The following is a 12,605-nucleotide window of genomic DNA, read 5'->3' as shown; positions in this document are numbered from 1 at the left end:
ATAAAGCGATTGCTCAATGGGGGGCTCAGCCGAACCGACTTCCGTCCACGGTTAGGCTTTATACTTATGCACTTCTCAAACTCGCGAATGATTTCCGCGCTCGTGGCCAAACGACTGATCTAGCGGACCACCAGTCTCTACTCGATCACGTCAACACTCACTTTTCGAAAGACGTAGCCATGAAGACAGGGTTGGGCGTCCTTCGTGCGTATCATGATTCGGGCTATGTAGCTTCTCGCGGGCGGCCGCGCACGATCCCCTCAGCGAAAGACGCGTCTAGCGGCAGCCAGCAGTCCCCGCACGAGCCGATGGGTGCGCTTGCCCGGAGCAACCTCCTGCCAAGCGAGGAGGTCGTCATCAACGATGAGCATGACACAGCTGAGTTGAGACCAGCGAAGAGGCCGAGGGCCGTAAACAATCCGCAAGGCGTTGCCATTGAGCGGCAGCTGAGCGAGATCACCAATTCAGGTGGAGGTGATGGAGCAATGCCGGCCGCCTCGGCACTGCAGCCGGCTCAGCCAACGGGGATTGTCATACGATGGGATAAGCGGCCTCTTTATTCCGAGGATGCTCCCGTTATCTTGGGGCTTGAGGAGGCCCTCATCAAGGGCGGGATGACCAACCCCGCCGCGAAGCAGCATGTAAGCGCTCTTCTTAGCTTTAGCCGTTGGCTGTTCGCAAAAAACAGACCGAGCATTGTTGCTCGGATGGACAGTAAGTCGCTGAGCGACGGCGGTGACATACACGAGTTCACCGGCGGGGGTAATAAGAGGCTCTTTAAGGCATTAGAGCATCTCCGGACCTTGCGGTCGACGGGCGTAGCCGTGCCGGTCGTACGCCCTGGGCGCGCTCGCGCTGAGCTGAATCCGCCCCCCCAGAACGCGCCCCTCATCAATCCCGAAGACGCGGTACTGATGGAGCCGAGGCGCGTCGACGCCGCCGCTGCGCCGCACAGCGCGCCGCAGGAAGCTGGCAGTCGGCCAGAGGAGCATTAGGGACGGTGGGATGATCAACCCGCCCCGTCGGTTTTTGTTCAAGAGCACGTCGCGTTCGATGCAGAGCAGATTTCTCCGGAGGAGCTTCGGCGAGTGCTGGATCATCTGGATGACCAATCCCTCGCGTCGCCAGCTTCCCTTCCTTCAGAGGAGCTTCAGCGACTGGAAAAGGAGTTGCATGACGAGCTTCACGGACGAGGGGACAATCACCCTATCCAGTCGTTCTCCTTCGATCCAGAACAGTCTACTTTCGATCTAGAGCAGTTCTCTCCAGGGGAGCTTCGGCGACTGCTGGATGCTGAACCCGCGCAGTTGGAAGTGGATCATTTAGCCCGCCAGTCGCCAATCGATGATTGGAGTACAACGAGCCGTTCCCAGTGGGCGCCGCAGCCGGCCTATTTGCCAGCGCAAAGTGTCAGTCAGTCGAACCCGCCATCCTGGGATAAAAACTTCGAGGCATATACCTCCGGCCCGGTAGATCAGTCGTCGTACGACCCGGGTCCGCTGCCGAATCTATCGTCGTATCTTCCCCTGGAGTGGCAGCACGGCGCACAGTGGGCGCCCGAAGACCTTAAGGAGGGAATGCGCTTGCACAACGTGCTGCCAGGCGCATCTCAACCGGAGACAAATCTCACCCTTAAGGGCGTGAAATACACCGCCACCATTGGAAGCTCTGAGAGTGAGGTTTTTCTGCACCCAACCGAATGAGGGGTGACAATCTTCGAAAGTGGGTCGCGTTCAATGACCGCTCTCAAGCGCAAACGTCGTGCAGCATTGGCTATCGTCGTCTCCCTCAACGAAACGGCCCAGTAACGCGCGTCGTTCGAAGTTAAAGCGCAGCAAGTCCGGCAACATCCGACAGCCCCACAAAGCTGAAGTGAATTCAGAGCATTGGCGCATCCTCGACGGGCCGTTGTGAGTTGATGGTACCGCCGTGACTCCCGAGCCGGAGCCTCGCAGTGACTAACCATGGGACAGGCTAAAGAAATCCGCGTCGCGCCGATGTCGAAGAAAGACGCAGACGCGCTGATCATTCGGCTGCATTACAGTCACAAGACGGTCGACAACGCCGTTCTCGCGCTCGGCGTCTTTTTGAACGGCCGGCTCGAAGGCGCGATGACGTTCGGCCCGTCAATGGACAAGTCGAACATCCTCAGGCTCGTGCGCGATACCGCATGGAACGGCTTTCTCGAATTGAACCGGCTGGCGTTCTTGGAAGCGCTACCGCGCAATTCCGAAAGCCGCGCGCTCTCGATCGCGCTGCGGATGATCAAGAAGCATTATCCGCATATCGAATGGGTGATCTCGTTCGCCGATGGGTGCCAGTGCGGCGACGGCACTATCTATCGCGCGGCCGGCTTTGTGCTCATTGGGATCAAGCTGAACAAAAGCTTGTTGCGATTGCCCGATGGCTCAGTCACGCACAAGATGACGCAAGTAACCGGAGCGAATCGCGCGGCGCATTTCGCCAAGACCGGCAGTTCATGGTCCGGGCAGGGCGAACCGCTCGACGGCTACGAGATGCGATATATCTATTTTCTCAATCCGTCCGCGCGCGCGGCTCGCTTGCAAAGAAATCCCATATGCGGAGATCGAGCGGCGCGGCGCCGGCATGTATCGCGGAATTGCGCGTGGCAAGCAGGCGATGGCCGAGACCCCCCGGCACAGCGGCGCGGCAGCGGCGACCACCATGCTCCAGTTTGAGCCAGTCAGGCGGGCCAAGGCCAAAATGATCTGGCAAATCGCACCAAGGTGCCGCGGATCGCAGGATCCCAGAAGATGCCGTTGAGGACGCGTCGATCGTTTACGCGAGGAAACGCCACGCGGGTTGTTCGGCAGCATGGGCTGATGGCAAGCCTCCGCGGCGGTCGTCGCAGATCTCTTCGATCTCTGGCAGCAGACCTTGCGGCGGATCTCCGGCAAATCAAAACTGGCCGAGGCGATCCGCTATGCCGTCCCGCGCCGTGCCATCTTCGAACGCTCTCTGACCGATGGCCGCATCGAACTCGACTCCAACATCGTAGAACGCGCCATCAGGCCACAATCAATTACGCGAAAGAATAGCCTCTTCGCTGGCAGCGACGGCGGCGGACGAACCTGGGCGACCATCGCGACGTGCTCCAGACAGCGAAAATGAACAACGTCGATCCGTTCGACTGGCTCACCCTAACGCTTCAGCGTATCGCCAACCGCTGGGCCAAGCAGCGAAATCGACGCCCTCATGCCATGGAACCACGCCGCCTGACGGCATCAGCTTGCCGCTTACGATACATCGGCTTTCGCAATTACAGAGACCGGCGCGCGCATAAGACGGCGGCCGACAGCCGAGTCCGCGACGCCAGGGCGCGCGAGATGGAGTTGCGCAACGCGGTTCGCGAAAGTCGCTTGATCGAGATCGACGAAGCGATGGCGACCGTCGAGGCCATGATCGGATTGTTTCGCGCCGAGAGCGCGGGCTTGCCGGCCCGCGTCACACGCGACTTCCAATTCCGCAAAACAATCGAGACCGCTTTAAATGACATCCTTGAACGGGTGGCAGATATTGCCACCGAAAGGGGACGCGCTGTGGCAGAGGCTCCCATTGCTCGCGAGACCGGCGCGGCGAGCCCCGCCCGACCAACCGGCCTGTAAGCAATTGGGGGGCGCGCCGGCGGGTGCTTTCGCGTACAGGCGGTGCATCGGGCCATAACGCCGTCCTGGGGTCGGCGCCAAAATGGTAATTCAACCCGATCTTCCCGACGCGATAGTTGCTCGACAAGCTCGTTGTGCTCTCCGTTAAATTGCGAATGGCGGATCCTGCACCCCTGAGGCGTCGTGACACGCGGCCCGCCGAAATGCAGATAGTCATTCTCGCCTTGACGACCACGCAGGCGTAAGCGCTTGCTCGACGCCCAGCCGATGATGCCAAACTCGTTGTTGAGGACGTCGCCCCGTCTGTTTTACCAAGCCACGCCTTCCTTGAGATAGGCCAGCGTGTGGCCCAGCGCGCCAAACGCGTAACCGACGCGACCGGTCTCGGTGGCAAAGACGTTGGGACCTGCCTTGCAGTTTGCGCTCACGACAAAGCCGGGGCCGCGAGGCAGGTATTGGTGCCGTCGGAGACGCTACCGTTGGCATGCAGTTCTCCATGAAACAACTAGCCATTCTTCTGCCAACTAGCCATCTGGCCACCTGCAAGGAACACAGGCGTATCGACCACGTCGCCATAGATTGACGGACCGTAGGGACTGCTGAAGGAGGTTCGGCCGTACCTGCCGCCGACGTAACGACAAGCGATATACCGCCGTCTCCAATCGGCGCGCGGAACGGAAGTTACATTCACGTTGGACGCCGCTTTGCGTGGACGATGCGGCTGTGATCAGTGGCAGGCCGAGACTCGATCAGCTTTCGAGCTCACGACGCACCAGACGGAATTAGCCCGGAAATGAGCACCAGCAGTTGGCACGCTTCTTGAATAAAGAGAAGTGCCGAGTGGCTGCAAAAAGGTGATGGGAATGAGCGCACCGAATTTGACAAAACTGGCCAATGCTTTCGGGACTGACAAGGGCGATGCCGTTCTTTACGCCCATGATTACACTAAGTTTTACTCGTTTATGTTCGAGGAGTTCCGCCACGAGCCGTTCACAATGGTCGAGATTGGACTGCAGCAAGGTTGTCTGGATCCCGACGCGCTGCTCGTTCGTCGGGGAGAGGACACTCCGTCCATCAAAATGTGGCTGGAGTTTTTTCCAAGAGCCGACATCATCGGCTGCGACATTTCCGATTTCGGTGCCATTAAGATGAACCGTTTCCGTTTCGAGCGGCTCGACATGGGCGATCCGGCGGCCCTGGAACGTCTCGCGAGGTCACTCCCGCCTGTCAGGATCATCGTCGAGGATGCATCGCATGCCGCTTATCACCAGCAGCTTGCCTTTGCGAAGCTTTTTCCCATTGTCCAGCCAGGCGGATTTTATATTATCGAGGATCTGCACACCACCCATCCGATTGCTGCAACATTACCATCGTGCAGTCCGACGGCGGCGGTGGTTGAGAAGTTTACGCGCACGCGTCAGATCGAGATTCCCTTTTTGAGCGGGATCGAACGCAGAAACCTCGAGACCTCTATCCGAAAGACGTTCATCCATTGGAATGACAAGGGGGGCGTCGACCGGTGGGCCATGAAAATGGTCGCCTTTGAGAAGTATTAATTGCCAATCGCACATGGCTTACGACACGGCTACGGTGCAGATGCTCCGCAACATCCTTGATGAGGTACTTGCTAGCTCCACGTTCGTCAGGCAGAAGCGGCGCTCTGCGCTGGAGATCGCGGAGCGCATTCTTTGCTTGCCTCACAGGGAGAGCGAGAGGCCGCAACGATCAAGCAGCACTTGTTGAACGAGTTTTTGGCAAGCGCTAGCTATAGCGTAAGAGCCGAGAAGGCCGTCTCGCGCCGCGATGCCCATCGTCGTACGCGATTCGATTGAGCTGAAGCCCCCAGTCTTCAGCATCGTTGTCATTCACCGCGAGCCCAGGAATGGCCAGGCGGTGAACAGCTCGTCGATCCGTTACATCTAGGCAATGGCGTTGTCGTTGGCCGGCCGTGGCGGCCGGTAGCCTCCAGAACGGGCGATGCAAAGCAACGTGCATTACCGGCGGATCGACAGCGCCTGGTCGGCGCGATCGAGCATTCTTCGACGGTCCGGCGTGCTCATCTTCCGGACCTCCGCGCTAAAAATTCCCGCTCGACTTTCAGTTGTCCAATCTTCGCGTGCAGCTTCTCGATCTCGCGTTCCCGAGCGTCCTCGCTCTCCGGCCCGACACCCGCGTCAAAGGCCCGGGCCGCCTGATCCAGCAGTTGCTTCTTCCAGGCATAAATCTGGTTCGGGTGAACCTCATAGCGCTGGGCCAGATCGGCCACCGTCGCCTGCTCCCGCACCGCTTCCAGCGCGATCTTTGCCTTCGGTGCCGCGTCGATCTTGCGTCTCGTGTTCGTCGTCATCATCCGCTCCGTCTATCAAACGGAGCAGCCCCCTTCCAACGAACCTCCTGTGGGTCCATTTCAAGGAATTGCCTGAACCAGTCGGTGTTCAATCTTCCGCAGACTGGCTACCCGATGCGCTCTTGGCGGTGCGGCGACGAACCTGCTCCAAACGCCTTGGGGAGCGCATGGAGGCTCGCGAGGCGATCCTCAACGCGACTTGTCGACCCAGCGCCGCACAGTCGCGCAGACCGAATTCCATTGGTAACCGACGTGACCGGCCGACGGCTGGACACGACCAGTTCGACGCCTGGCCTTGTACTCCTCGGGCGTTGACGTTCCATTCGACATCTAGGGGCTCAATGAGCCTACTACCGGTGTCCACTCATTCGGAAGAGGTTCACACCTCTCTTATGCCCTGACTTGGGCTGCACCTTCAGGCCCAGCTCGACCAGGCGGCAGATGGCTTCGGGGTAAGCGCGAATTTCCCCGCACCTTTTGCGGTTGAGTGCTCTGATGCATGAGGTGTCCACCAAAATAGGTGGACACCTTTTGATGGAAGACGATGATCAGAAACTGCGGGTCAGGCTTGTCGGTCGGAACGGGCGCCGGCGGTACGATCCGGCATCGAAGGAGCGTCTTGTCGCGGCCTACCTTGAGCCTGGCGTTTCGGTATCGAGGCTTGCGCTCGAACATGGGGTCAATGCGAACCTTCTTCGGAAGTGGATCAAGAAGCAGACGGCGCCCCGGTCTCTCCCGCCGTCTTCACCACCGGCGTTCATTCCGGTTCAGCTTGAAAGGGCTGCGGATCGGGCCCTGTCGCGGCAGAGCAGCGTGGCGACGGTGGATTTGCCGGCGACTTGCGATGAAGTGCGTGGGTCGGAATCCAAAAGAACTGCAGCTTTTTGCTCTCCAGCCAAAGTGAGCGCGTCCTGCCGAACGGCGTGAAGCTCGCGCTGGAATGCGGCGATGTGGATGCATTGACAGCGGTCATCGGAGCACTGAGCCATGTTCAGACTGGGCGGTGACCTGCAAGTCTATCTGCACCGTGAGCCGATCGACTTCCGGGCTGGCATCAACAGCCTTGTGGTTCTGGTCCAGGAGACGATGGCGCTCGATCCGTTTGCTCCGGCGGTTTTTGCGTTCTGCAATCGCCGTTGCGACCGGATGAAGCTGCTGTTCTTCGATCGGTCCGGCTTTGTGCTGGTCCTAAAGCGGCTGACCGAGGACAAGTTCCGATGGCCGCGCCGCCAAGAGGCGGTCGTCACGCTTACGACCGAGCAATTGCACTGGATCCTCGACGGCATCGACATCGATGCGATGGTCCGCCATCCGGTGCGGCAATATCAGGTTGCCGGCTGAGCTCTCTAGATACGTTTATACAATACAACATATTGCTTCATGGCAGTTGATGCGAATCGGTTAGTGAGCTCCATTGGTGGTCGAGCCCAAGCGTAATAACGCCATCGTCTGCAATACCAGAATGGACGCCAATTGACGTCTCAGGAGCTTGGCGGGGCGACGCCGCTGAATCGGTCGAGCTGAAACGCCTTCGGCGCGATCAGTTTCGCATCGAGTGCCAGATCCGCGAGCATCGTACCGATCGCGCTGGCGAACTTCGCACCGTGGCCGGAGCAAGGCGATGCGACGACGATGCGTGGGTCGGCCGGAAGTCGATCGATGATGAATTCGTTGCCCTCGTCCGGTCGCAGATCTGCTCGGAGCGTGTTCGTATAAAGACAGATATCGCGCTCGACGATTGGGCCCGCCGCACCGGGGATCAATTCCGCGAGCGTCAATCCGACACTCTCCAGTTCTGCGTCGGTTGGCGGCGGCTGCCAGGCGTCTGCCGCCACGACTGGCCCATGGTCGTGCTGTGCAGCCTTTACACCTCGTCCCTCGAAATCAGGAAAGCCGTATACCAACCCTTTCTTCCCTTCGACAATGAACGCCGGAAATTCCGCGTAACGCGCCAATTCGGGTCTAACCGGCTTGAACCAACCGACCGTCTGCCGTGTGATCTTTAAGTGTCGCGCGAGTCCCGGGATTAGGCCGGCAATCCATGGTCCTGCAGCGACAATGGCCCTCTCCGCTAAGATTACCTCTTGGGGCGTTGAAATACGGATGCCGGCGGCCATCGGCCGTATGCGGGCCGGAGCCAGAATGATTCGGTGCTCGGCTCCCTCGCGAAACGCGCGGATCGCAGCTTCCGCCAACAGGATCCCGCCGCTTTCCTGGACGACCACATCCCATTCTTCAGGAAGCTGGAACGCCGGAAATGCGGCGTTTGCTTCCGCTCCCGTGGCCAAACCGGGGATGGCGTCCTTGAGCGCGCTGGCTCGGGAGTTGGCCACCATCTTCGATCCTGGAGGTCCTGCTTCGAGCACGCGAGTAGGCATGAGGATTGTCCGACCGCTGGCGGCCTCCAACATCCGCCATCCCTCATAGGCAGCATCGCTAAGCTCGGTGTAGGCCGCGCTCTCGAAATTGAAGCGTCGGTACACCCGGCATGAGCCATGCGATGAGCCGCGAGCCTCGCCCAACACAAGAGGGTCGAAGCCGAGCACATCGGCCCCCCGACGCACCAGCGAATGGAACGCAGAGCTGCCGATCAGGCCGAGGCCGACGACGGCAATTTGGCAAACACGCATCCCCGCTCCATCTTCCGCCGTCTGGCATGCCCCATTGATCTGCCACGCCGCCGCCCTTCTGAGGGCCCCGTACTTGGTGGACACGCCGCAGCCGCGGCAGGAGCACAACGATCCCTGACACTCGCGCAGCATTCGCAATGCGCCTTGTCAGCCTTTTTCTTGTTATGGGTTACGACCCGCCCGTGATCCAAACGGAGCGAGGGGCTCTACCAGGTAAGAGCGAGCGGCGCTTGCCCCCTGGGCGGAACGGCGAAGTGCCGCCCGCGATCGCCAGCGTCTCGATACCTTAAGTCGTTGAGTTCGTCGCCTGCCAAAGCTTGTAGGCTCACTCCCAAATGATTCAGCAACCTGTCGGCGCGTGCGACGCTGACGCAGCGATAATCGCGCGTCACTCAGAATGCAGATGGCGCCAGGATTGCGCCGGATCATGATCCCGGCGGGCTCGCGATGACCTTCGGGCAAATCCTTCTCGTTGCGCCGCATGCGTGGGTTGGAAAAGGAACGGACAGGCCCGCACCGTGCACTCTCGCGGTAGTCAGCTTCTCGAAAGCCAACCTTCCTAGAATTCGAAGCCGGTCTCTAGATGACGATGCCGCCCACGACTGAACTGGTCACGAACCTAGGGTACCCGCTTGGCGGATCGGCAAGAGGCTTCGGTCCCATAAGAGAAGGAGAGCATTATGGATTCCAATCGGATAAACGGTGCCGGCTCGCCAGAATCCCCAATGGGGTACGTCTGCTCACAGGAGCATCATGATCTTTTTAGGCAGGCTGTGAACGACGTCAGGTCATCGGCTGCCGCGCCTGTACCAACAAAGGGCCCGATTTGGAGTTCGAGCGCTCCGTATGGGAACTTTTCACGCGATGGCTACTCCTGGAACAACGACGTGTGGGGCAGTGGTGCCGGGCCTCAGACCATTTCGGTGTATGGAGCGAACCGGTGGAGCGTGTGGTCGAACCAGCCTGGAACTGGTGGCATCAAGAGCTATCCACACGAGGCTGTCCATATCGGAAAGCCACTCAGTGCAATCAACACTTTGAGCTCGACCTTCAATCAGGACGTTCCTAAAAGCGGCGCCTGGGACACCGCGTACGATATTTGGGACAGCTCAAACCAGCATGAGATCATGATCTGGACAAACTACACCGGAAACTCGGACGGTAGCGGCAACGTTAAGCCGATTTCTTATCATTATCGGCAGGATCCCTCCGGGGCGGCAATCCCGGTCTACGCTAACGTCGACGTGGGAGGGACGACCTGGAACGTGTTTGAAGGGAATAACGGTCACAACGTCATCTCGCTCGTTCCCACTTCGAAGAGCAACAGCGGGACAGTGGACATCAAGGGCATCCTAGAGTGGATCAAGTCGAAGGGCTACTTCGGCGACATAAACGTCGGTAGGTAGCGTCCAATACGGCGTCGAGATCACCTCGTCCCCAGGCGGAATGAACTTCAAGTTCAATAACTGGACCGTGACCTCAAAGTGAAGATCCAGTTCTGAGTTCGCCCCGGCTGTTGGATTTAACCCGGCGCGGAGAGCGCATCGTCGCGCCGGGGCACATGACCGGGAGCGGATCATGACTCGAACTAATTCAGCCTGTTACCGCCCAAAGCGGAGCATTGTCTCGCGCAGGCGCATCATTGAGAAGCTTGCAAAATAGATGGGCGCGGACCATGACACGGCGCGTGGCTCACCTTAACGCTTCAGCGTATCGTCAACGGCTGGCCAGCAGCGAAATTGGCGCGCTTATGCCATGGAACCACGCCGCCTGACGGCTCAGCTTGCCGCTTACAGGACCCTTGGGTCTGTCTTCTTAAGTGGAGCTGACATCTTCATCGCGCCGAGCCGAGCTCCCGCGGAGTCTGCACCCTTCGCCGAGAAATATGCGCGCGCGGTTGATTGCGTGGCAAAGAATCGCGAGGATCTGCTGCCATTCTATGCCTTTCCTGCGGAGCTCTGGGTCCACTTGCGCACCACGGACGAGTGGGCAAGCAAAACCCGTCAAAATATGCGCGGCAAGTCCATTCTTTTGTTAGGCCGCGCCACCAGCAATCTTCCATCCCGACCGCCCATCTCGCGGCCTCCGCGCGCAGGGCGGTCAAGGCTGCGGAACCGGGCGCGAAGAATCCTCGAGAGCTTGGGAGAGTAGTTGTGTGTTTTCTGTTCGCAAGAAAGCCATCCGTAGGAATACGGTTCTCTCTCTGGTTGCGTTTTGCGGCTGCCGCGAGAGTATGGCCCTATGAATGATTCGCGCACACCGACGGTCTGGCAGGCTCTCGATACTTGGGCAAAGCAGCTCAGTGCCTGGCAACAGTTCATCGTTGCGCAGGCGACTTCGAACGGTAGGCTGAACGACAACCAGGTCGCCGAGGCCTACCGGCTCTTTCTAAGTGCACATCTACTCGGTGACGCGCCGGTGGAAAGCTTAGCTCCCCGGATTGTGTCGGCTCGCTCCGGCGATGACGAAGCCAAGCCGCTCTCTCTCATTCGCGTCGATAAGCTCGTGGGCATCAACGCTCTTCCGGACGGCTCCGCGCTCACATTCGATTCGAAGCTCACCGTCGTTTACGGGCGGAATGGCGCTCGAAAGAGCGGCTTTGCTCGTTCGCGAACGCCAGTTTCAGTCGGCATAAACCGGAGATCGTGCCGAACATCTATGCGAACGGTAGGAGCGCCGATCCAGCGGCGATCTTCCACGTTGAGCTAGATGGTACGGCTCACGATCCCCTCGTATTCTGCATCGGCACCGAGCACCCGGATCTCCGACGCATCAGCTTCTTTGATGTCGTAACTGCGCGGTTCCACGTCAGCGAAACGACGGATTTGAATTCAAGCCGTCTGGATTCGACGTGTTCCCCGAAATGGCCCGCGTGGCTCGGCAAGTTCCTCACAAATGCTATGCAGTCTCGGACGCACACCACGCGGTTTTCTGACTCGTTTATCGGGCAGGAAACAGAGGTATCAAAGCTCGTTGCAGCAATCGGCGCCAAGACCGATATGGCCGCGGTGCGAAAAGTTGCGAAGTATGGTGAGACCGAGAAAGCTCGCTTCCGAGAGGTGGATGCACAAGCAACAGCACTGAAAGCGAGTTCGCCTAAGCAGGTCATCGAGAACCTGAAGCAGGCCACGAGCGATATTACAGCGCTCATTGCGAAGCTCGACACGCTCGGTATTCAATTCTCTGCCGAGAAGGAGGCCTTTCGGAAAGAACTGTCGAGTGCTGCCAACGAGTGTGCGGCTGCCGCGGCTGCGACCGGAGCAGAGACATTCAAGAAACCATTCTTCAAAGCAGTTGGCACGCCACAATGGGAAGTGTTCGCGAAAGCTGCACATGCTCCCGCGCACAAGGAGAACGACGCGTATCCAGGACCCGGAGACCGATGTATCCTTTGCGAACGCCCGCTGGATGAAGACAGCCGGTCCCACATCGTTGCACTACTTGCGTTTGTCGAGGGCGACGCGCAGCGCGCAGCACAGACTTCGGCAAAGGCGGTTGAGAACGAAATCGCGGTGCTGAAGACGATGGAAGTGAACATCTTCGCCTCGGATTCGGCAGTTCGAGCTCATGTCAGTAAGTTCGATCCTGGACTCGCAACAATAATCGATAGCACCGCCCGTAGCATCAGCGAGTTGCGTGATAGCTCGATCGCGTCATTAACCGCACGAGGGCCGGTTCAAGGCTCAATCAATTGCACCGAGGTCTGTTCCGCACTGCGGGCTCTTATAGATCGGATCACAGCGGATTTGGATCGCCTGGATAAAGAAGATCCGACAAGCGCTGTCGCGTCCTTGGAACTTGAACGGCAAACCCTGCGCCACCGGGAGGTCCTGTCGAACCTTCTCGGCAGTATTGAGACCTATGTCGCCAACGCGGCTTGGTGCTCCAAAGCGGAGCGCGCGAAATCTGCTTTAAATCCCCGACACATAACGGACAAGGAGAAGGAGCTCTTCGCGCAAATTGTGGGGCCTTCATATCGCGCACGCCTTGCGCACTAGTGCG

At 59.1% G+C, this 12,605-nt stretch carries 9 protein-coding genes and 3 pseudogenes; 10 read left to right on the top strand and 2 right to left on the bottom strand.

Annotated elements, in window-relative coordinates; all coding sequences use genetic code 11:
- Positions 1–287: 287 nt before the first annotated feature.
- The 6 genes and pseudogenes from LMTR21_RS42040 to LMTR21_RS26550 form a co-directional block, all read left to right on the top strand.
- Positions 288–989, top strand: a pseudogene (locus LMTR21_RS42040) (hypothetical protein); the annotation flags it as partial.
- Positions 990–1,088: 99 nt separating this feature from the next.
- On the top strand, positions 1,089–1,703 hold the full coding sequence (locus tag LMTR21_RS26570; protein ID WP_065755431.1) for a hypothetical protein: 615 nt from the start codon (positions 1,089–1,091) through the stop codon (positions 1,701–1,703).
- Between the two features lie 261 nt (positions 1,704–1,964).
- The gene (locus tag LMTR21_RS26565) at positions 1,965–2,699 is read left to right on the top strand and encodes a Mom family adenine methylcarbamoylation protein (protein WP_488225947.1); all 735 of its coding nucleotides are present in this window, start codon (positions 1,965–1,967) and stop codon (positions 2,697–2,699) included.
- A 154-nt stretch (positions 2,700–2,853) separates the two neighbouring features.
- Positions 2,854–3,240 (top strand): annotated as a pseudogene (locus tag LMTR21_RS26560) (IS66 family transposase); the annotation flags it as partial.
- Between the two features lie 140 nt (positions 3,241–3,380).
- Positions 3,381–3,626, top strand: coding sequence for a hypothetical protein (locus LMTR21_RS41210; RefSeq protein ID WP_246174268.1), 246 nt, complete (start codon positions 3,381–3,383; stop codon positions 3,624–3,626).
- Positions 3,627–4,489: 863 nt separating this feature from the next.
- A complete protein-coding gene (locus LMTR21_RS26550; protein ID WP_148636013.1) occupies positions 4,490–5,182 on the top strand; it encodes a hypothetical protein in 693 nt (230 codons plus the stop codon).
- A 500-nt stretch (positions 5,183–5,682) separates the two neighbouring features.
- Here the strand turns inward: LMTR21_RS26550 and LMTR21_RS26545 are convergent, their stop codons facing one another.
- A complete protein-coding gene (locus tag LMTR21_RS26545) occupies positions 5,683–5,973 on the bottom strand; it encodes a transposase (protein WP_065755435.1) in 291 nt (96 codons plus the stop codon).
- Between the two features lie 534 nt (positions 5,974–6,507).
- Here LMTR21_RS26545 and tnpA point away from each other — a divergent pair.
- Both tnpA and tnpB read left to right on the top strand, forming a co-directional pair.
- Positions 6,508–6,980 (top strand): annotated as a pseudogene (gene tnpA / locus LMTR21_RS26540) (IS66-like element accessory protein TnpA).
- The gene (gene tnpB / locus LMTR21_RS26535) at positions 6,961–7,314 is read left to right on the top strand and encodes an IS66 family insertion sequence element accessory protein TnpB (protein ID WP_065755426.1); all 354 of its coding nucleotides are present in this window, start codon (positions 6,961–6,963) and stop codon (positions 7,312–7,314) included. The pseudogene tnpA and the gene tnpB overlap by 20 nt, the downstream one beginning before the upstream one ends.
- 140 nt (positions 7,315–7,454) lie before the next feature.
- Here tnpB and solA read toward each other — a convergent pair whose 3' ends face one another.
- The gene (gene solA / locus LMTR21_RS26530; RefSeq protein WP_187399197.1) at positions 7,455–8,603 is read right to left on the bottom strand and encodes an N-methyl-L-tryptophan oxidase; all 1,149 of its coding nucleotides are present in this window, start codon (positions 8,601–8,603) and stop codon (positions 7,455–7,457) included.
- A 680-nt stretch (positions 8,604–9,283) separates the two neighbouring features.
- On the opposite strand from solA, the gene LMTR21_RS26525 reads away from it, so the two are divergent.
- The gene (locus LMTR21_RS26525; RefSeq protein ID WP_246174266.1) at positions 9,284–10,009 is read left to right on the top strand and encodes a GH12 family glycosyl hydrolase domain-containing protein; all 726 of its coding nucleotides are present in this window, start codon (positions 9,284–9,286) and stop codon (positions 10,007–10,009) included.
- A gap of 1,239 nt (positions 10,010–11,248) precedes the next feature.
- Positions 11,249–12,601 carry a hypothetical protein gene (locus tag LMTR21_RS26520; protein WP_141688535.1) on the top strand — a complete coding sequence of 451 codons (1,353 nt, stop codon included), beginning with the start codon at positions 11,249–11,251 and terminating at the stop codon, positions 12,599–12,601.
- The last annotated feature ends 4 nt before the right edge of the window (positions 12,602–12,605 follow it).

Origin of the sequence: Bradyrhizobium paxllaeri (assembly GCF_001693515.2) — a bacterium.
Lineage (GTDB): Bacteria > Pseudomonadota > Alphaproteobacteria > Rhizobiales > Xanthobacteraceae > Bradyrhizobium > Bradyrhizobium paxllaeri.
This window is presented reverse-complemented; position numbering and strand designations above follow the sequence as displayed.